Below are 20,716 nucleotides of genomic sequence, written 5' to 3'. Positions count from 1 at the left end.
GGAATAAATTGGTGTGTACTTCATTAAACTGGTAAACGCCATATAGCTTTGCCCACTCTAATTAGATACAAAATTACCCCTCCCCAACCCTCCTCTTACCAAGGGGAGGGTGCGCGACAGCGCGGGTGGGATGTATTTCATGAGCATGGGAATTGCTATATATCACAAAAAAGGTAACAGGGGACTTTTAACAGATAAGAAACTTTAGTTTCAGAGTTTAAAGCTCAGTCAAAAAAAAGATGTTTTTTGAAGGAGAGTGGCACGAAAAAACCAGTGTCATTATTTCAATCTCATGTTTTTAAACATGAATTTTTTCTGTTAAGAGTTACCCGTTAAGAGTTCCCTCTGAATTTATTTTATTAATGGCAATACCCCACATCCTTCTTAAGTCATTAATTAGATTATGCTTATTAGGTGAGGAATTATTTACAGTATAATCAAGAATTAGTAAAAAACGATTCCTCTAGAGTGAAGCTTACTGAACACCATCTGTGCAATCCTTAGTAGGAGGCAGAAAATAAAAAGCAGAAGGCACAAGGTCAAAGGAAATAATTTTTTATGTCAATTATCATAGCAAAAAATCTAAGTAAATACTACCCAGTAGCCATTAAAGAGCCTGGTATTCGTGGAACCCTTACCCACTTTTTTCGGCGGACTTATCGTTCAATCAAAGCCGTTCAGGATGTTTCTTTTGAAATCGCTCCCGGTGAAGTAGTTGGTTTTTTAGGACCCAACGGTGCCGGTAAAACTACCACATTGAAAATGCTCACTGGCTTAATTCATCCTTCTAGCGGTACAGTCAGAGTTGCCGGACATATCCCTTTTCGTCGTCAAGAAGCATTTTTGCAAAAAATCACCCTAGTAATGGGGCAGAAACAACAATTAATTTGGGACTTACCAGCATTAGATTCCTTCAGAATTAACGCCGCAGTTTATAACATTTCTGACAGAGAATTTCAGCATCGAGTTGGTGAATTAACAGAAATGCTTTCTTTAGAAGGTAAACTGAACCAACCAGTTCGCAAGCTATCACTCGGTGAACGCATGAAAGCCGAACTGTTAGCAGCACTTTTACACCGTCCTCAAGTTTTATTTTTAGATGAACCAACTTTAGGACTAGATGTCAATGCTCAAGTGAGTGTACGCGACTTTTTAAGAGATTACAATCAGCTTTATCAAGCAACAGTATTATTGACAAGTCATTACATGGCAGATATCACAGCTTTATGCAAACGTGTACTCTTAATTCACCAAGGAAAGCTGATGTATGACGGTAGCTTAGATGGATTATTAGAAAACTTTGCACCTTACCGAGAAATTTATGTTGAATTAGCCCAACCTCTACCAGCCGAAAAACTTATGTCTTATGGAGATATTCAACTTTTAGAAGGAAGAGCCGTGCGTTTTATAGTCCAGAGAGCCGCACTTACCAGCACCGTATCACAGATTTTAGCTGATTTGGAAGTTATTGATTTAACAGTAACAGAACCACCTGTAGAAGAAGTAATTGGACGAGTTTTTCAAAATGGTTTTGTCTAGTTTTGATTAAAAAATTTAGTAGAGGCGTAGCTGTAAATAACAAATTATGAAAAATCTTCTTAAAAAAGCCCTGACTTTACTTTCAGTCTACTATGCCTATATGCTTGAGTATCGGTCAGAATTAGTATTATGGATTTTATCTGGTTCTTTACCAATTATTCTCATGGGTGTATGGATAAAAGCTGCTCAAGGAGGGCAGTTTAGTCTCACATCTATAGATTTTGCGCGTTACTTTTTTGCTGTCTTTTTAATCAGACAAATAACAGTTGTTTGGGTAATTTTTGACTTTGACAAAGAGGTGATAGAAGGTAAACTTTCACCACGATTATTACAACCTATAGATCCAGGATTTCATCATCTTGCTAACCATGTTGCTGAAAGATTTGCTAGAATGCCTTTTGTATTTCTATTAATAGGATTCTTTTTTTTACTATATCCCCAGGCTTTTTGGTTGCCGAGTTTACCTAATTTATTTCTGTTTACTCTAGCTGCGCTACTAGCTTTTGCCCTACGATTTTTAATTCAGTACACTTTTGCGATGTTCTCTTTTTGGACAGAAAGAGCCACAGCTTTAGAAAGTTTCTGGTTTTTATTTTTTCTGTTTTTATCAGGTATGATTGCACCTTTAGAAGTTTTTCCTGAAGCTGTACGAAACGTAGTCATGTTTACACCTTTTCCCTATTTGATTCATTTTCCTGCAAGTATTCTTGTAGGTTTACCTGTTGACTTAACAAGAGGATTTTTGTCAATTTTGGGTTGGTTGCTAGTATTTATGGGTGCAAATCGCTTGTTATGGCGTGCAGGATTAAAGAGGTATTCAGGAATGGGAGCGTGAATAATTCCTAAATTAAGAATTTTTAGGTTAAATCATTTCATTTAGTGGTATCTGAATACTTTGAAGAATTTCGTGTAACTCATCTAGAGTATTTGCCTTCAGAACACCTTTTTGAATATTTCTTAATAGTTCTAAATCATAGATTTGTGATATCTCTGGCATTAGTTCTAAACCTTCAGCACCGAATTTAACATCTAAAGCTAACTCAATACCTGACAGCCTCTCTTTTAGCTGTCCTTCTTCTCTACCTTTATGCAAAATTTCTTGATAGAAGAAAGATTTTTCTAACACCGTTATCCTCCACTTCAATAATTTATCTAAATCTAACTTGAGTAAATTTGACTTTTTGCCATAAGTTCCTGCATTTCATTGAGAGCATCTATAGTGAGGATGCTCCTCTAAAAGACCTACATTTTGATAAAAATAAAATTCTTTGACTGCCTTTAATGAATTTTATTTGCTATAGACTAGTATAATATCAGATTTGTTCGTTTCCACGCTATTTCCTTGCTATTTCCTTCTTTTGCTGTCCCATGACTCAGATAACTGTCGTCAACTTATCGACCAATGACAATTTTATCCAGTTCTCAGGGGCTGCTAATATCTGCTTTTTTGACCATAAGGGATAAGGGGGATAAGATTTATTTCACGCGGAGACGCAGAGAGCGCAGATGAGGAGAGATATTATAAGTTACTTGGTATTGTTTGAAATTTATCAGCTGAACCTAATGAATAATCTTCTAGTTTAAAATCAGCAAATGGTTTTTTCTCTAATCTGTTTCTTAAGGCTTCATCTAAAATTACTCCTTCGGCTTGTTTTTTAACACCAATGATGATTATACTTCGTTGGTAAGCTGTTGAATCTTGATTTGCTTGACAATCTTTTCTTTGAAATTGTCCCAAGTTTAATAAGCGATAACCTTTAACGCTAGGTGTATTACTAAATAACTTTTTTCCTAATAGTTGGATTTGTTTAGCACGTTCTAATGCCCGACTTTGTTCAACTGCAATATCACCCTCACAAGAAGCTGTACCTACGGAGATAATTTCGCTAGGATTTTCCATTATTTTTTGTATACCTTCTTGTTCTAAATTCATTTTTAGAAGTTCAAGGCTAATAACTTGATCATTATATTTTATTTGAAAATTGCTGCCTAATAGCCATTTATATTCAACCGATAGAACTGCAATATTAAATTCAGCTATTCTGCCTTGACTATCTTTTCCTTCTTCGTAGGGGAAATAATCTACTTTGCCTTTTTTTTCGGGGGCTTGTCCATAATTAGCTGTTAGAACCAATTTGGATGAACGTGTTGCTAAAGCTACTATGCCAAGTAAGCCTAATGATAATAGCATGGCTAATAATAGTGCTAATAAAGGTAATTTTTCTGGCTGATTTGGTTGGGAAATTACATTTTTATGAGGAGTAGTTTTGGGTAGTTGGGCAGTTTTTAGACCACCTACGACATTAACAGTTGCAAGATTACTTCCTGTGAGTTGATTTTCGTGTTCTACTAAACGCTGCAAAATTTCTTGAGCATTTCTAGGACGTTTATCTACTTCTGGGGACATTAACCAATCAATAAAATTTAATAATAGAGGTGAAACGTGAGTGGCATGATTTTGCCATTGCCAAGTATTAAGGTGAGGATCATAAAAATCTAAAGGGTGAGATCCAGTCAGTAAAAATACAAATGTGCGTCCTAATGCAAAAAAATCTGATTGTGGTATGGCTTGACCATTCATTTGTTCTGGAGGGCTATAACCAGATGATGTAATTGCTGTGATTCCTCCACCATTAGTCAAATAGGTTTTGGTAAGTTCTCTGGCTGTACCAAAGTCAATTAATACTAATTGTCCATCTGGACGAATCATGATATTAGCTGGTTTAATATCTCGATGCAGATATTGTTTGTCATGAACTAAAGCTAAAATTTCGGCTAACTGTTTTAACCAAGCTATTGCTTGTGCTTCAGAAATAGGGCGGTTTTGTTGTTGCTTTAGCCATTGTTCTAAATTGAGACTATCAATTTTTTCCATGACCATGCAATGCAACATTAAACCAACTCTAGTCTGATATTGAAAGTAACCTTCGGCTTTGGGAATACCAGGATGATTTAACTGTGCTAGAACATTTACTTCTTGTTGAAATAGTGATGTTGCTTTGGTATCGTTGGCTAATTCTTCTTTGAGGATTTTGAGGATTTTTGGTGTGTCTTGTTGGTATGCTTCATAGACTTTGCTAAACCCAGTTTTATCACTTATTAAACGCATAACTCGATAACGTTCTAATAGTTCTAATTGAGAACCACAGGTTTGACAAAAGCGGTTTTTGTCGTTGTCGGGGTGGTTGGGTTGAGGGCAAACTGGGTTGATACAAAGGCTCATAATTTGGGGAGGTTTATAACGCAGAGGGACGCTGAGGTTAACGCGGAGTAACGCGGAGTTTTAGTTTTGTTGGGCTAAGAAGGTGGCTACTGTTTGGTTAAATTTTTCTGGTTGGGTTAAAAATGGCCAATGATTGCCAGGAACTTTTTTTAGGGTGAGGTTTTTGAGGTTGGTTTTGTAAGGTTGAATTTGCCAATTCTGGCGGTTTACACCTTTTTCTGGTTGTATAAAGAGGGCAGGAGTATCTACTGGGTTGATAAAACCTGGTACTTCCATGACCGCTGCAAAAATTCCGTCACGGGCAGCGATTGTAAATTTGCTACCCCAAGTTCCATCAGGTTTTTGTTCTATTCCAGCTTGGAAGATTTGCTGTTGTCTGGAAGTCCAGTTTTGATATTGGCTGAGTTGTTTGATTTTTTGTTCGGCTTCTTCATAACTGCTAAAGGGTCCCATGCTTTTCAGGAATGGTAAAACGCTGTACAAGAGAGGAAAAGTTAATTTGAGGAAACTGGGCATTTTCCAAATGAAAATTGGATCTACTAGGGTGATACTCCGTAGGCGTTCTGGGTTTTGTCTAGCCCAAATAGCGGCTAATTTACCTGTCCAGGAGTGACTGACGATATGAGCAGCAGACCATCCCAGTTTATCCATTAATGTTTCCAAATCAGCGATCGCACTTTCAAAACTATAATCCTTCTCTGGCTTGCTACTCTCACCATGACCACGCATATCTGGTGCAATTATATGGTAATCAGCCGCTAAATAATCTCCTAAGCTAGACCACACCAAGGCGTTATCAGCCATACCATGTAATAACAGTAATGGTTTTTCACCCTGGTTCCATTCCAGGTAAGACAGTTGAATATCGGTCTTTGACAAAGTTTGACGTACAGGTATCATTTGATAATTCGTAATTGGTCATCGGGTTATTAACCTCCCCATTTCTCCAGTCCCTCAATCTTCAAAAGATTGTACTCATTAACACGAAATAATGAGGCTGATGAATGTCAAGATCAAGAAACAGAACTCCCCCTCTAGGGTATTAAAATTACTATGCCAGAAATACACCAATCAATTGCCCAGCACTACCACGAGCGAACTAAATACGACCCGGAAACGCTTGCTTCTAAAGGTCAGACCTTAGACTGGTCTAAGCAGCCAGTACCGTTTAAAGAGTACAAAATTGGCTCTGATTTTGACCTTAAACCCTATTTGCAAGAACAATCAGAGACTTTTGCCCATAACCCAGATGCTAAATGGTGGCGGCGACTTTCGCAACTGCTATTTCACAGCTACGGACTAACGGCAAAAATGCCTTCTATGGGTAGTGCGGTATATTTACGCTCTGCTCCTAGTGCAGGGGGTTTATACCCAGCAGAAGTATATTTGGTGTCTCGTGGTACGCCGTTGCTACCACCTGGACTGTACAACTATCAATGCCGGACTCATTCTTTGATGCAATATTGGGAAAATGATGTTTGGCAATCATTACAAACAGCTTGTTTATGGCATCCCACATTAGAACATACTCAACTAGCTATTATCACGACTGCGGTTTTTTATCGTTCAGCTTGGCGTTATGAAGATAGGGCTTACCGTCGGATTTTTCTGGATACAGGACATCTTTTAAGCAATATTGAGTTGGCTTGTGGAATTACTGATTATCGTCCCCATTTAATCGGCGGTTTTGTAGATGAGGCTGTTAATGATCTACTTTATATTGATCCTCAACAAGAAGGTGCAACTGCTGTCATTGCGTTGGCAGATTTGTTAGATGTCCAACAAAATTTACCTTTGGGAAAAACGGCTTTACCTTCAAGTACTGACATCAATTACCCTGTAATTCCTGATGGTGAACTGTTGAAATATTTTCATCTCAGTACCCAAATTCAATCTAGTACAACTGGCAAGATGAATTTACCAACAGTACAATCAGAAAGGTCATTAGAGGATAAATATAATTTTCCTTTTTGTGAAAAAGTTTCTACTGTCACCACTCCAATTAACTGGGGAGAAAATCTTTCAGAATTAGAAAATACTATCTATAAGCGGCGTTCTACTCGTGCTTATAGTGGAGATAATTTAAATTTTGATGAACTCAAAGCTTTACTCGATTTTACCTACCAAGCGCAAAATTATCTTGACCAAGGTTTAGATACTACTCCCGATTACTTTGATTTGAATTTAATTGAAACATTTATTGCAGTTTCAGGCGTAACGGGATTAGATTCTGGCTGTTATTATTATGCACCCAAAGCGCAGGAATTAAGACAAATTCGCTTTAAAAATTTCCGGCGTGAGTTACATTTTCTGTGTTTAGGGCAAGAATTAGGGCGGGATGCGGCTGCGGTGTTATTTCATACTGCGGATTTGAAATCAGCGATCGCTCAATATGGCGATCGTGTTTACCGTTATTTACATATGGATGCCGGGCATTTGGGACAAAAGCTCAATTTAGCAGCAATTCGCCTCAATCTAGGTGTCAGCGGTATTGGTGGCTTTTTTGATGAACAAGTCAATGATGTTTTAGGTATTCCTAGTGATGAAGCCGTTTTATATATCACAACCCTGGGAAAACCAAGATAAAAAAACCTCCAGGTGCAGATACTTTCTGCGCTTGGAGTACAAGTGAATATTTTTTTATTCTTTAATCTCTGGTGGTAAATCTAAACTATAAATTTTTTGACCTTCCAAATTATGCAAACTAACAGTTAAAATTTCAGTTTTGCCATCAATTTTTACAGTTCCAAAAAATTGCAAACCTGAACTTGGTGGTTGATTAATTTTAATATCTGAAGATGCAGTTTGAAATTTTACTTTTGGTCCAAATGTATTATCTAATTGGTTTGGTCCAAAATTCCCTGCATTGAGCGGGCCAGCCACAAATTCCCAGAAGGGTTTAAAGTCAGTAAATTGAGCTTGATTAGGATCATAATAGTGGGCAGCGGCATAATGCACATCAGCAGTTAACCAAATAATATTTTGGATATTGTTGTTTTTTATGAAACTTAATAAATCCGCTACTTCTAACTCTCTTCCTAATGCTTTTCCATCTCCATTTGCAGCATTTTCAAAGTCAGTTTTACCATCACGAACTATTAACCCAATAGGCATATCGCTGGCAATTACTTTCCAAGTTGCTTTTGAGTTCTTTAATTGATTCTTTAACCAGCGTATTTGAGGATTACCCAAAAATGCTGTTTCCGCATTTGCTACTTTTTGATTATTAGGAGAATTCTTACCTCTATAACTACGCTCATCTAGCATGAAAATATCTAGTAATTGCCCATAATTAAAAGAGCGATAAATGCGTTTTGGATCTTGAGGATTCAACCGGATAGGAGTATATTCTAAAAATGCTTGTTTTGCCCTTGATGCTAATAGAGAAACATCCTTAACTTTATATCTCTCATCATCTAATATTTGCCCAGGATACCAGTTATTTCTCACTTCGTGATCGTCCCATTGCACCAATTGCGGAACTTGAGCATTAAAGCGGCGCACATTTTCATCTAACAAGTTATAAATATAGTTACCACGAAATTCTTTTAATGTTTCGGCAACTTTTGATTTTTCTTCAGTAGTGACATTTTTCCAAATGCTGCCGTCGTCCAAGCTTACTTCCGATTTAATGGGATTATCAGCGTAAATATAATCACCAGAATGGATAAAAAAGTCAGGGTTGAGTTTCCGAATAGATTCATAAATTTTCATTCCACCCCACTCGGAATTAATCCCCCAACCTTGACCGGCTGTATCTCCAGACCAAGCAAAAAATATATCTTTTCCTCGTCCTTGAGGAGCAGTTTTCAAATGTCCAATTACTGGGGCGCTGTAAATGTTAGTATCTTTTAAATCTTGAAAAGTGACGCGGTAAAATATATCTTGTCCTGGTGGTAGGTTCCCCAAATAAGTCCGGGTGGTAAAGTCAGTATTAGCAGCAGCGACTTGTCCCAATATCCAACGACTATTACGGAAATTCTCATCGGTAGCATACTCTATGATCATTTTTGCAGTGCGATCGCACCGACTCCAAATGACAGCACTATTGCCGTTAATATCCCCACTAGCAACACCATAGGGTATGGAAGGGCGATTTTTATCTAATGTGATGAATGCAGGTGTCTGTGCTAAACCTGATTTTGACCCCAGGTTGGTCGCTACAATGCTACCGCTAGTCATTGCAGCTTGTAATAAAAATTGCCGACGTTTCAGTTTTTGCGAAATGTTGAGGTTCATAGATTTACTGATTATACTAAAAACGGGTAGGAAGGGAACTTTACGTTTAAACGCAGAGGTTCGCTGAGGTAAACGCAAAGTGACGCAGAGTTTTTATTGAAGTTTTCGCTGTGAATTTTGTCATTTTATAAAGTCGAGATATTTAGCCGTTTGTAGTATAGTTACTCCCTTCTCAGTATAAGATTACCTATCTTCTTCCTTCTTCCTTCGCGTTCTATGCCTACGGCACACTGCGTGAACGCGTCTTTCCTTACGGAACGCTTCGCGAACGCGGTTCATTTAATCTATATTCTTCTGTTGGGAAGGGATTATAAAAATTTCTACTCCACTCTTTGCAATTTTGCGACTCTGGGGTCAATAATTTTTTGTCCTAAACTAGCGAATTTAATCGCTACAGTCACTTTATTTCCTTCTCCAAAAATGTGGGTTATTTCCCCAATTCCAAAGGATTTATGTAGTACTTTTTCCCCTACCTGCCAGCTTTCGATGGTTTCTTGCTGACCAGTTTTTGCAGGTGCAGTTTTAGTAAAAGAGCGACTAACTTTGTTTCTAGTAGTTAATAATTCTGTGGGTAATTCATCTAGAAATTGCGATCGCATTGCGGGTTCTCTGGAACCATACAAACGGCGTTCTCTAGCATGGGATAAAAACAAACGTTCCTGAGCGCGAGTAATCCCCACATAACACAGACGGCGTTCTTCTTCCAAGGCTGAGGGGTCATTTAACGAACGATACCCAGGAAATAATCCCTGTTCTAACCCTACTAAAAATACTATCGGAAATTCTAACCCTTTAGAAGCGTGTAATGTCATTAAAGAAACTGCTGTTTGTCCTTCTTTTGAGTTATCTACATCTGGATTTGGACTCAGTGCAGCATTTTGCAAAAATGCTTGTAAAGAAATATCTTCACCTTCATTTTCTTCTTGAAATTGCAAAATGGCGTTATACAATTCATTAACGTTGCTAATTCTATTATCAGCTTCATCTGTACCTTGATTTTGCAAATCTTCAATATAACCAGAGTCTTCTAAAATTCCTTGCAAAATTTCTGAACCGGGAACTTTTGTGATTTGTTCTTGACCTTTTTTAATCATCGCTGCAAAATTATTCACAGCTTTTGCCGAACGTCCAGCTAAGGTATGAACTGATGTTTCATCACTTAATATTTCCCACAAAGTTGTACTTAATTGCTGGGAAGCATTGACTAAAGCGTCAATAGTAGCTTTACCAATTCCCCGACGGGGTGTGTTAATAACTCTTAGCAAACTGACTGTATCGGCTGGGTTACTAATTGCTCTTAAATAAGCGAGAGCATCTTTAATTTCTTTACGGTCATAAAATTTCATTCCTCCTACGACTGTATAAGGAATTTGATATTTAAATAACAATTCTTCAAAAGGTCGAGATTGAGCATTAGTCCGATAAAGAATGGCAAAATTACCCCAGTTTAATTCCGGGTTTTGATGTTCTAAGGTACGAATTTGATTGATCACAAAAGCAGCTTCTGCTATTTCATCATCAGCTTGATGACAATAAATTTTTTCACCTGGATCTCGTGTAGCTTTGAGAATTTTATCAATGCGTTGGGTGTTATTTTCAATCAGTTCATTAGCAGCTTGGAGAATATTTTCACAAGAACGATAGTTTTCTTCTAACTTCACCATTGAGCGGGTATCATCATCGGGTAAACCATCGCCAAAGTTTTCTTGAAATTCTAACAAAATGGTGAAATCTGCCATTCTAAAGCTGTAAATTGACTGATCAGCATCACCCACAACAAAGACTGAGCGATTTTCCCAGTTCCATTCATGTTTACGCTCTTCACCATTTGTCACCAAAAGCTGAATTAAATCATATTGGGTGCGGTTTGTATCTTGATATTCATCAACAAGAACATGACAGAATTTGCGATGCCAATAAGCTAATACTTGCTCATTTTGCTGAAATAATCTAGTGGGAACGAGGATTAAATCATCAAAATCGAGGGCGTTATTTTGTGATAATTTATCTTGATAACGATTGTAAACATCAGCTATGACCCGTCCACGATAATTAGGTTGTTCACGCTCAAATTCTTGGGGTGAAAGACCTTGGTTTTTGGCATTACTAATGGCGTAGCGAACTGATTTAGGTTCAAATTTTTTGTTATCTAGATTTAAATCTTTAGTAACTATTTCTTTGATTAAACTCTGTACATCAGATTCATCAAAAATGGAAAAGTTTTTATTCCAAGTTCGTCTTTTTTCATCTTGATATTTTTCAATATCCCAGCGCAGAATCCGAGAAAATAAACTGTGAAAAGTGCCACACCACATATCTTTAATATAAGTGCGGTAGACTTTTGAATTTAATTGGGTTTGTTCGTATTCTGGTAATAAATCCAACTTTTTACCGTGCTGATTAATTGCCAAATTTTCGGCAAATATCCTTTGAATTCTATCTTTCATCTCCCGTGCGGCTTTATTAGTAAACGTCACTGCCAGGATGTTTTCAGGATTGACACGGTGTTTAAGAATCAAGTTTGCAATCCGGTAGGTAAGCGCACGGGTTTTACCGGAACCAGCACCAGCAACGACTAGCAACGGGCCGCAGTAATGTTCTACGGCTTGACGTTGGCTAGGGTTAAGGTGGCTAAGGAAATCAATGTTTGTCGTCATGGATATGGAAGGAAGATGCGGTAACATCTATAAATTGTAGCTATTGGTCAGAGTACAATAGGTAGGTTTCAATGTTGCACTGTCAATGGTAAACTTACCTTAAAAGTAGAGCCAACACCAAGCTGACTACTGACAATAATCTCTCCTCCCATCATCTGGCAAAAATGACGGCTAATGGCTAATCCCAAGCCAGTACCACCATATTTCTTGGTAGTTGAAGCATCCCCTTGTGTAAAGGGTTTAAATAACTGCTGCTGTTGACTGGGTGACATTCCAATACCTGTATCAATCACAGTAAAAGTAATCACACCTAAAGGAGCTTCTTTTAATACGTTTATGTTCTCATTCTTGACAACTAGCGTTACTTTGCCGTTTGTGGTAAATTTGGCTGCATTACTGAGTATATTTAATAATACCTGTCGCATTCTGGTTTGGTCTGCATACATTGTTCCCAGTGGAACATCACAATCTAAAACTAATATATTGCCATTTTTTTCAATTGCTGGTTTAACAGTGAGAACTACATTATTAATCAAATTTATAATTTCAAATGTCTCTGGGTAGAGAGTCATTTTCCCAGCTTCAATTTTTGACAAATCGAGGATGTCGTTAATCAGTTCTAATAAATGTCTACCGGCAGAATTGATGGTTTCTAAATCAGCAATAAAATCTGGGGACACACCGACATCAACCGCATCATCTTGTAATAGTTGACTTAAACCAATTACTGCATTTAAGGGTGTGCGTAACTCGTGGCTAACATTTGCCAAAAATTGGCTTTTAGCTTTACTGGCTGCTTCTGCTAATTCTTTAGCTTGTTGTAGCTGTTTTGTTCGCTCAGATACTCGCTCAATTAAGCGATTTAAAGACTTAGCAAGTAAGCCGATTTCATCATCGGTGGTGACAGGAGCGCGTAAATCAAAGTTAGATTTTCTGGCTACCTGTTCAGCTACTTGAGTTACGGTAATGACTGGTTCTGCGATCGCTCGACTAGTACGCCATGCCATAGTAGCAGCGATCGCTACAGATAAGAGCATACTGGCTATGACAATAAATCTCTCAACAAATCTAGCTTGCTCTACATCTCCCCGTCTCTCCCGCTCTTGTGATTGAGCAGTTTGCAAAATCTTCGTTAATTGATCCGATAAACTATTTAAATTATTGACTGTTTGACTATCCATAACAGCCAGCAACTCCTTTTGAGCTATGTCCAATTGTTGTGGCTGTATGTTTTGAGTATCAAGTCGTAGCAAAATATCCTCTATTTGCCGAATATAGTCTTCTAAGTTAGTTGAATAATTGAATAATAAAGTCTGTAAAGTACTTCTGTTTGCCGCTAATATCTGAGGATTACTATCTATATACAGAGAGATGTTTTTCTCTATCTTCTGTGCTTGAGCAACAGACTCAATAAATTCACCTTTTTTATTGTTGAGCTTGCCTGTATCTCCCAACACAGCCACTAAGTTAGAACTATGTAATTGCGCCTCAATTACTGCATCTTTATAATTGTTTAATAATTGTTCTTGTTGATAAGCCTGGTTAAATTGCCTAACCTCTCTTCCCCGGTAATAGTTAGCCAGCACCAATCCAGTCAGGGAACCAAAAAAGCCAATTGCAATAGCCAAAAAGTAACCATAACCAATTTTCTGATGGATGCGCCAAGAACTGGCCTTAAGCTTCCTGCGGGAGGGAAATTCTATAGTTGGGAGTTCTTCTATTTTTGGCTCTTCAGTTGACACTTTTTTGATTTGTAAATTTTTGCCAACAAGGGTTGGTTTTTTATCTGGCATCCCTGCAATTTTTTTACCCTCTCACAAATATTACCAACCCAGTCTAGCTTTTATAATCAGTTGGAAAGTGATTAACATTAACATTATCTTCTTTGATAACAGGAATAAATCATTTTTCTCAAAAAAATAGTTTAGACTTATGACCAGACAAATTATTCATGCCTATGTTCTCATCAGAATGAATCCATATCATAAAATCTCTTTAATGTCTAGTCTATCTGAACAGACAAAGGAATTGTTACATATTAATATCAATCTGAATAAGTTAATTGACGAATGCGGCTGAAGATAGCTTTAATATCAGATAAAATCAGCGTTTAAACTTGTATGCCTCAGAGGTAGACTAATTTTTGCATGATTTGTGCTTCGATGAGTACGATGATGAGTAAGTGACATGGCATGGGATGATCACAACCTGAGAATTCCAGTTAATTTACAAGACAGAACTCAGAAAGCTGATTTTAATATATCCTATGGCCTTTTGACTTCTATCCCCCTACTGATTTTCTACCTTGTAGTTGATGCAGTACCTGTAAAAGGAACATTATGGTTATTTAGGATACTAAAAATCCTTTGTCACCTCAATCCCATCTTGCTGATCCAGGAGTCCCTTGCCTACTCAACATCCTTGTGGTTGAAATTGTGCGGATTAAGAAAACTCGACTATCAAAATTATAGGAGTGAAAATGCAAGAACCAGAATATACAACAGAAACCAAGTCAAAAGAGACAACAATCCCAGATATTAACAACCAAACAGGAAGCATTACCAAACTCCAGCCTCCTGTACAGTCTCAAGAACAATGGATGAAATATGGGCAACAAATTTCTGGCTTTTTAGGCACATTGCCTGACTATTTAGGCAACTTCTTTAATCAATACAAGCAGCCTATAGTTAGCCTGGGATTAGTAATTACAACAATTGTTGCCGTTAAGGTATTATTGGCTGTACTAGATTCTCTCAATGATATTCCTTTGGTAGCACCTACCTTTGAGTTAATTGGGATTGGTTATTCTGCCTGGTTTGTTTATCGTTATTTACTCAAAGCTTCAACTCGGCAAGAGTTAACTGGTGAAATTACCACCCTCAAGTCGCAAGTTATTGGCAAAGACACTTCAGAATCTTAAGTATTAAGGAGTTCGGAGTTCGGAGTTCGGAGTCAGGAGTTCAGAAGAAGAAGGCAAGAGCAAGATAAAACTTCTCTTCTGCACCCTGCCTCCTTAAAGCACTCGTAAGATGCTAGGAATACTGTCTATTGCTTCTAGGGTTTGAATTTCGGCTAAAGCTTGTCTAAAGTCTCCTTCTCGGACATCGTGGGTGACAACTACAATTTCTGCGAGTTGTTCCTGAAAGCCTGTTTGTACTACTGACTCTAAGCTCACACCATATTTACCAAAGCAAGTACCCAATTTGCCAATTACACCTGGTTGGTCTTTTGTTAAAAACCGGGCATAAAATCGGGTTATAAGTTGGGAAATTGGGTAAATTTGACAGTAGTCTTGATGACTACAAGCGAGTAAGGGATTGGGTTTGGGCGTATTAGTTTTAAGAGTGGCGACAAGATTCAAGATATCAGAACAGACAGCGCTAGCAGTCGCACCCGCACCCGCACCAGGCCCAAAAAACATGACCTGGCCAATGGGTTCTCCTTCAACAAGAATGGCGTTATAAACACCGTTAATACTAGCCAAAGGATGAGTTTGCGGAACTAGGGTAGGATGAACTCTGACTGATAGTTGAGAGTTATCATTAGTTTGAACTTTAGCTATGGCTAATAATTTAATCACAAATCCTAATTTGGCAGCATAGGCAATATCTGTCTTTGTAACCTGCCGAATGCCTTCACAATAGACATCTGGTAAGTGGATTCTGCCACCAAAGCCTAATGAAGCTAAGATCGCAATTTTGTCTGCTGCATCTAAGCCATCGACATCAGCAGTTGGGTCAGCTTCAGCATAGCCTAGTTGTTGGGCATCAGCTAAGACATCATTGAAATCGCTACCTTCTGTTTGCATCCTTGTCAGGATGTAGTTAGTCGTACCATTCACAATGCCAGTAATGGCATGAATTCGGTTGACACTTAAAGACTGTTTGAGGGGTTGAATTACAGGGATACCACCACCAACGGTAGCTTCTAACATCACATATACCCCAGATTCATTGGCAGCAGTGAATATTTCTGCTCCAAATCGGGAGATTGCGGCTTTATTTGCGGTGACTACGTGTTTACCATTTTTAATAGCAGTAAGGATGAGTGTTCTGGCTGGTTCTAATCCTCCCATCACTTCAACAAGTATATCTATCTCTGGATCATTGACGATCGCTTCTAAATCTGTAGTCACTACCTGTGTAGATAATTCTACTTGACGGGGTTTGGAGAGCGATCGCACTCCCACCCGATATATTTCTAACTCTTTTAACAGTGGATGACGACCAATACTATCTTGTAACAGTTGTACAGTACCTGTTCCCACAGTCCCTAATCCGAGTATTCCTAGTTTCACACCCACAGATTTTGCACCCAATTCATTTTTAAGTGCTGAGTATTGAGTACTGAGTGCTGAGTATCAATAAGTATTTAATACTTTATCCCCAGAACTGAGAACTCTTTCCTCAGTCATTTATATAAAACAATTGTAGGGTAGGCACTGCCCACCCTACCCATTTATAACTTAGAACTTAGAACTCAAAACTCAGCAATCAACTCAGCACTCAGTACTTAGTATGTTTCTACGTGCCAGCGGTGTGCTTTTTTGAGATCCTTCTGGTAACTACTCCAAGTCACACCTTCCTTAGCAGCAGCAGCAGTCAAAGCTGCATCAATACCATCTTCCATCCCGCGTAAACCGCAAATGTAAGTGTGGGTTTTTTCTTTTTTAATCAATTGCCACAGTTCATCAGCGTGTTCTGCCACACGATCTTGGATGTACATTCTGCCACCTTCGGGGTTTTTCTGTTCCCGGCTGATAGCATAGGTGAGGCGGAAGTTATCTGGATACTTTTGTTGCATTTCTTCCAGTTCTTCCTTGTAAAGAACATTGGGAGTTGTAGGTACTCCAAACAACAACCAAGAGAATCCCTTAAACTTGTATTCAGGGTTAGCTGCTCTTTCATTATCCTTAAACATCCGCCACAGATAAGCCCGCATAGGAGCAATACCTGTTCCTGTTGCTAACATGATGACATTAGCTTCAGGATCTTCAGGTAACAGCATTTCTTTACCTACCGGCCCTGTGATTTTTACATCATCACCTGGTTTTAGCTGAGTCAGATAAGTAGAGCAAACACCGTAGATTGTTTCGCCACTTTCAGGGTGTTTGTACTCTAATTGGCGAACACATAGTGAGATTGTCTTATCATCTACATCATCGCCATGACGAGTTGAAGCAATCGAGTAAAGTCTGAGCTTTTCAGGCTTACCGTTTTTGTCAACACCTGGAGGAATAATACCGATACTTTGACCTTCGATATACTTCAAATTGCCAGTAGAAAGGTCAAACTTTAAGTGCTGAACAATACCGATACCGCCTTCTTTAACTAACGGTTCATTCGAGATACACTTACCAATAAACGGAGCGTTAGGACGGTAAGTGTTTACAGGAACATCAGCGTGTTTGGCTTTCCCTTGAGTCATGGTGTTGCCTTTTTTATCCTTAGCAGGTGATTTAGCGAAGCCTTTGACTTCACTATTAGCATTCGCAGGTGTGGCTTTACCATTTTCCTCACTGTCAGCATTCACTGGTGTGACTAACTTGCTTACTTCACTGTTAGCGCTCACTGGTGTGACTAACTCGCTTACTTCGCTGTTAGTAGTTTCCACAGCAGCTTTACCATTGACTGGTTCTAGAACTGTTATAGGGTGAATACTAACAATTTTGCCGCCTAGCCGAGTGATCCGTCGCATTTCTTGATTCATGCGGTTGTAAGGCACTCTGATGAACACACTGCCACTTTTACGAATTGGGTAGTCCGTTTGATCAGTTTCCTCGCTCTGACGCAAACCAACCACTTCGTAAACGAAGACGCGGCTACCTGATTCTATATTGGCAGCACCCTCAACAGCACCTTGATTGTACATTCTTTCTACCACTCCGATATTTACTTAACCGTTTATCAAAAAAACATTCCCATCCTATGCCAGCTTTAGTTTACCGGATTTTAGTTGCACAAAACTGGCCGTCTGGGAAAACGGCATCATTAAATGATGCCTTGCTAAGTACACTCGGCCAAGACATATGGGTATGGTAAAAAACACACCTGTTCACCTTCTAAAGTAGAGGATAAGTCTTGGACAGAATGTTAATAGCGAATCAATTTAATCTTTTTTTCGTGAACTATCTTTTCTAGATAAATATCCAGTCAACGAGTTTTATATGCTTCTATACTAAAAACGGTTTAAAAGTGTCATTTTGATAACGTAGCGTGGCGTTAGCCATACAAAGTGTATCCCTTACGGGAGCCGTAGGCTCTAGAATCTCCGAGATACTTCTCTACGAGACGCTCCGCGTTCACAAAGTGTCCCGAAGGGATACACTGCACTACGTTACATTCAGTATGACATAAGTCCAGATTTCACCCGTTTGCAGTATAGCCATAATCTATTGGGAAGTTATGTTACCCCAATCATAGATTTTACACCTTACTAATATAGCAATCCTAAATCATTCATGAGAAAACACCATACTCATAAAGTTTTGGAAAGTCAAAAATTTGACAATGAATGGATAACTCAAATAACGCCTTGACTACAGTAAAAGAATGACAGAAAAAATAAAACTCTCTAATTAATCGTTTTGCTTGTAGCCAAATATCTTCTACAGGATTCTGTTGTGGTGCATTCGGGGCAAATCTCAAGCAGGTAATCCACCATTGTTCTTTTTCAAGTTCACGATTTAATGAATCTAGATAATCTTGAATTTCTTGTGAACGATGATAACTTGCACCATCCCAAATTATTAAAAGTTTGGCTCCAGGTCGCTGTTTTTGAAGATATTCTAAAAAATTAATTGTGTTTTTAGAGTCACCTTTTTCAGCTTTATACGTGAGAAATTCTTTGGTTTTATAATCCAATGCACCGAAATATGTTTGTTTATCACGAGCATTTACTACTGGTATTGTTACTCGTTCACTAGTTTTCCCCCAAACATACCCTATTATATCCCCCCAAAGTAAATGACATTCATCTACCATGAACACAACTAGGTCTCCTGTCTCTATTTGAGGCCGTCGCGTCTCCAACAACTCACAAATCTCTTTTTTTTTTGAATCTACTAATTCTTGGTTATATTTTGGATTATTTGCTTGAGTTTTCTTCCAACTAATACTGGCAGCATCAAATAAATCGTAGTAACTTTGTTTTGAGGAGAATGTTACTCCATATTCTGAGGCAATATAGTACTCTAATTCATTTAAAGTCCATCTGTCTTTGGTTTGCAACCATTCCATTACCTCGGCACGTTGAAGCTCATCTAGAAAACCTTTACTTCCTTTATGCCCTAGTTTTAACCCTTCCAGCCCCAGTTTAAAAAATGCTTTTTTATAGGTACTAATGAAGCCAGATGAGACACCTAATATTGGCATTATCTCTTCATGCTTGTATCCACATAACAGCATTTTTACTGCTGTAGCTCGCTTGATTTCACGTGGCTCTTTATTATTTTTGATAAAATCTTCTAATAATTGTATCCACATCACCACACCTGCACCTTGGTTTCAAACGTTACTTTTAAGCTCTCTCCGTATTTTCTCATGAATGATTCCGGATTGCTATATAGTAGGTTTTACCACAAAATTATGCCCTGTCAGACCCATATCTGTGTCCAAAAAGATACCTAATATTTATCTCCCTACAAACTTGTTTTTCTACGCGCTTTATATAATATTTTACAGTATTATTACTTATTGACAAAATTTGCATAATCTTAACCAGTTAAAAATAGAACCAGAAAAAATTATTCATTCTGAATTGGTACACCAATAGATTATTTTTAACAGCAAATCTTGTTACAAAATGCATCTTTCTGTTAAAATCTAATATATCACTAGGATTAAATACTTACCAGCCAAGAGTCAGGATAGTTCCAATAAGTAACAAATATAACTTTATTGCCAACTAGCCTAATATACTAATTTCGTGCTGGATAGCAAGAACACAGGAAATTATCATTGAGGTAAACACCTGACTTCAAAAATCTGCCGTGTGAAAAAAAATATTGATTGACATTTAGTATTTAGAGGAGATTTATGACTAAGCCGGAACGCGTGGTACTAATTGGAGTAGCTGGAGACTCTGGATGCGGTAAATCTACGTTTTTGCGTCGGTTGATAGATTTGTTTGGTGAAGACCTGATGACAGTCATCTGCTTGGATGATTATCATTGCTTAGACCGCAAACAACGCAAAGAAACGGGGATAACTGCACTTGACCCCAGGGCTAACAATTTTGACCTCATGTATGAGCAAATTAAAGCACTAAAAGAAGGTCAAGCAATTGATAAGCCGATTTACAACCACGAAACCGGCCTACTCGATCCAGCAGAACGGATTGAGCCTAACCACATTATAGTAGTTGAGGGGCTGCATCCTTTATATGATGAACGAGTTAGAGCCTTAATTGATTTCAGTGTTTACTTTGACATCAGCGATGAAGTTAAAATTGCCTGGAAAATTCAGCGAGATATGGCAGAACGAGGACATCGTTATGAAGATGTCTTAGCACAAATCAATTCTCGTAAACCCGACTTTGAAAAGTTTATCGAACCACAAAGAGAATTTGCAGATGTAGTTCTACAAGTATTACCTACAAACTTAATCAAAAACGACACAGAGCGCAAAGTTTTACGGGTACGTATGCTGCAACGGGAAGGGAAAGAAGGCTTTGAGCCAACCTACCTCTTTGATGAAGGTTCAACTATTCAATGGACTCCCTGCGGACGTAAGCTCACCTGTTCCTACCCTGGAATGCAACTATACTACGGTTCCGATGTTTACTACGGTCGTTACGTCACCGTGCTAGAAGTAGACGGTCAATTTGACAACTTGGAAGAAGTAATTTACATCGAAACTCATTTGAGCAATACATCTACCACGTATCAAGGTGAGATGACACACTTATTGCTTCAACACCGTGAGTATCCAGGGTCCAACAACGGTACTGGTTTATTCCAAGTGCTGACAGGGTTGAAGATGCGTGCTGCTTATGAGCGATTGACAGCTAAAGAAGCAAAGTTAGCAGTTCAAGTCTAAAGCAAGCAATGTTTGTGAAC

Annotated in this window: 14 protein-coding genes; 5 read left to right on the top strand and 9 right to left on the bottom strand. The window is 38.3% G+C overall.

Going from position 1 to position 20,716, the window contains the following annotated elements:
- Positions 1-558: 558 nt before the first annotated feature.
- Both AC012T_RS13770 and AC012T_RS13765 read left to right on the top strand, forming a co-directional pair.
- The gene (locus AC012T_RS13770; RefSeq protein WP_487059129.1) at positions 559-1,539 is read left to right on the top strand and encodes an ABC transporter ATP-binding protein; all 981 of its coding nucleotides are present in this window, start codon (positions 559-561) and stop codon (positions 1,537-1,539) included.
- 46 nt (positions 1,540-1,585) lie between these two features.
- Positions 1,586-2,374, top strand: coding sequence for an ABC transporter permease (locus AC012T_RS13765; RefSeq protein ID WP_487059127.1), 789 nt, complete (start codon positions 1,586-1,588; stop codon positions 2,372-2,374).
- Positions 2,375-2,401: 27 nt separating this feature from the next.
- Here the strand turns inward: AC012T_RS13765 and AC012T_RS13760 are convergent, their stop codons facing one another.
- The 3 genes from AC012T_RS13760 to AC012T_RS13750 all read right to left on the bottom strand — a co-directional run bounded on the left by AC012T_RS13760 (position 2,402) and on the right by AC012T_RS13750 (position 5,662).
- Positions 2,402-2,665: a hypothetical protein gene (locus AC012T_RS13760; RefSeq protein WP_487059126.1), complete on the bottom strand. Its 264-nt coding sequence runs from the start codon at positions 2,663-2,665 to the stop codon at positions 2,402-2,404.
- A gap of 393 nt (positions 2,666-3,058) precedes the next feature.
- On the bottom strand, positions 3,059-4,762 hold the full coding sequence (locus AC012T_RS13755; protein ID WP_487059124.1) for a protein kinase domain-containing protein: 1,704 nt from the start codon (positions 4,760-4,762) through the stop codon (positions 3,059-3,061).
- Positions 4,763-4,822: 60 nt separating this feature from the next.
- Positions 4,823-5,662: an alpha/beta fold hydrolase gene (locus AC012T_RS13750; protein WP_487059123.1), complete on the bottom strand. Its 840-nt coding sequence runs from the start codon at positions 5,660-5,662 to the stop codon at positions 4,823-4,825.
- A gap of 153 nt (positions 5,663-5,815) precedes the next feature.
- Between AC012T_RS13750 and AC012T_RS13745 the strand changes: the two genes are divergently transcribed.
- Positions 5,816-7,348 (top strand): SagB/ThcOx family dehydrogenase, encoded by a 1,533-nt coding sequence (locus AC012T_RS13745; protein ID WP_487059121.1) that lies wholly within the window; start codon positions 5,816-5,818, stop codon positions 7,346-7,348.
- A 54-nt stretch (positions 7,349-7,402) separates the two neighbouring features.
- Here AC012T_RS13745 and AC012T_RS13740 read toward each other — a convergent pair whose 3' ends face one another.
- From AC012T_RS13740 to AC012T_RS13730, 3 genes are all read right to left on the bottom strand, one after another.
- The gene (locus AC012T_RS13740) at positions 7,403-9,001 is read right to left on the bottom strand and encodes an alkaline phosphatase D family protein (RefSeq protein WP_487059119.1); all 1,599 of its coding nucleotides are present in this window, start codon (positions 8,999-9,001) and stop codon (positions 7,403-7,405) included.
- 320 nt (positions 9,002-9,321) lie between these two features.
- A complete protein-coding gene (gene pcrA, locus AC012T_RS13735; RefSeq protein WP_487059117.1) occupies positions 9,322-11,658 on the bottom strand; it encodes a DNA helicase PcrA in 2,337 nt (778 codons plus the stop codon).
- Between the two features lie 68 nt (positions 11,659-11,726).
- Complete coding sequence (locus AC012T_RS13730; protein ID WP_487059115.1) at positions 11,727-13,451, bottom strand: sensor histidine kinase; 1,725 nt, start codon at positions 13,449-13,451, stop codon at positions 11,727-11,729.
- A 686-nt stretch (positions 13,452-14,137) separates the two neighbouring features.
- Here AC012T_RS13730 and AC012T_RS13725 point away from each other — a divergent pair.
- Entirely contained in the window at positions 14,138-14,578 is a 441-nt protein-coding gene (locus tag AC012T_RS13725) for a CAAD domain-containing protein (RefSeq protein WP_438889101.1), read from the top strand.
- Between the two features lie 93 nt (positions 14,579-14,671).
- On the opposite strand, the gene AC012T_RS13720 is transcribed toward AC012T_RS13725, so the two are convergent.
- The 3 genes from AC012T_RS13720 to AC012T_RS13710 all read right to left on the bottom strand — a co-directional run bounded on the left by AC012T_RS13720 (position 14,672) and on the right by AC012T_RS13710 (position 19,142).
- A complete protein-coding gene (locus AC012T_RS13720) occupies positions 14,672-15,961 on the bottom strand; it encodes a homoserine dehydrogenase (protein WP_487066581.1) in 1,290 nt (429 codons plus the stop codon).
- Between the two features lie 209 nt (positions 15,962-16,170).
- Entirely contained in the window at positions 16,171-17,529 is a 1,359-nt protein-coding gene (cpcD/petH, locus tag AC012T_RS13715; protein WP_487059113.1) for a bifunctional rod-capping linker CpcD/ferredoxin--NADP reductase PetH, read from the bottom strand.
- A gap of 587 nt (positions 17,530-18,116) precedes the next feature.
- Positions 18,117-19,142 carry an IS630 family transposase gene (locus AC012T_RS13710; RefSeq protein WP_487059111.1) on the bottom strand — a complete coding sequence of 342 codons (1,026 nt, stop codon included), beginning with the start codon at positions 19,140-19,142 and terminating at the stop codon, positions 18,117-18,119.
- A 552-nt stretch (positions 19,143-19,694) separates the two neighbouring features.
- On the opposite strand from AC012T_RS13710, the gene AC012T_RS13705 reads away from it, so the two are divergent.
- Entirely contained in the window at positions 19,695-20,696 is a 1,002-nt protein-coding gene (locus AC012T_RS13705; RefSeq protein ID WP_438889104.1) for a phosphoribulokinase, read from the top strand.
- The last annotated feature ends 20 nt before the right edge of the window (positions 20,697-20,716 follow it).

Source organism: Anabaena sp. EIM26 (assembly GCF_057568715.1).
This window is presented reverse-complemented; position numbering and strand designations above follow the sequence as displayed.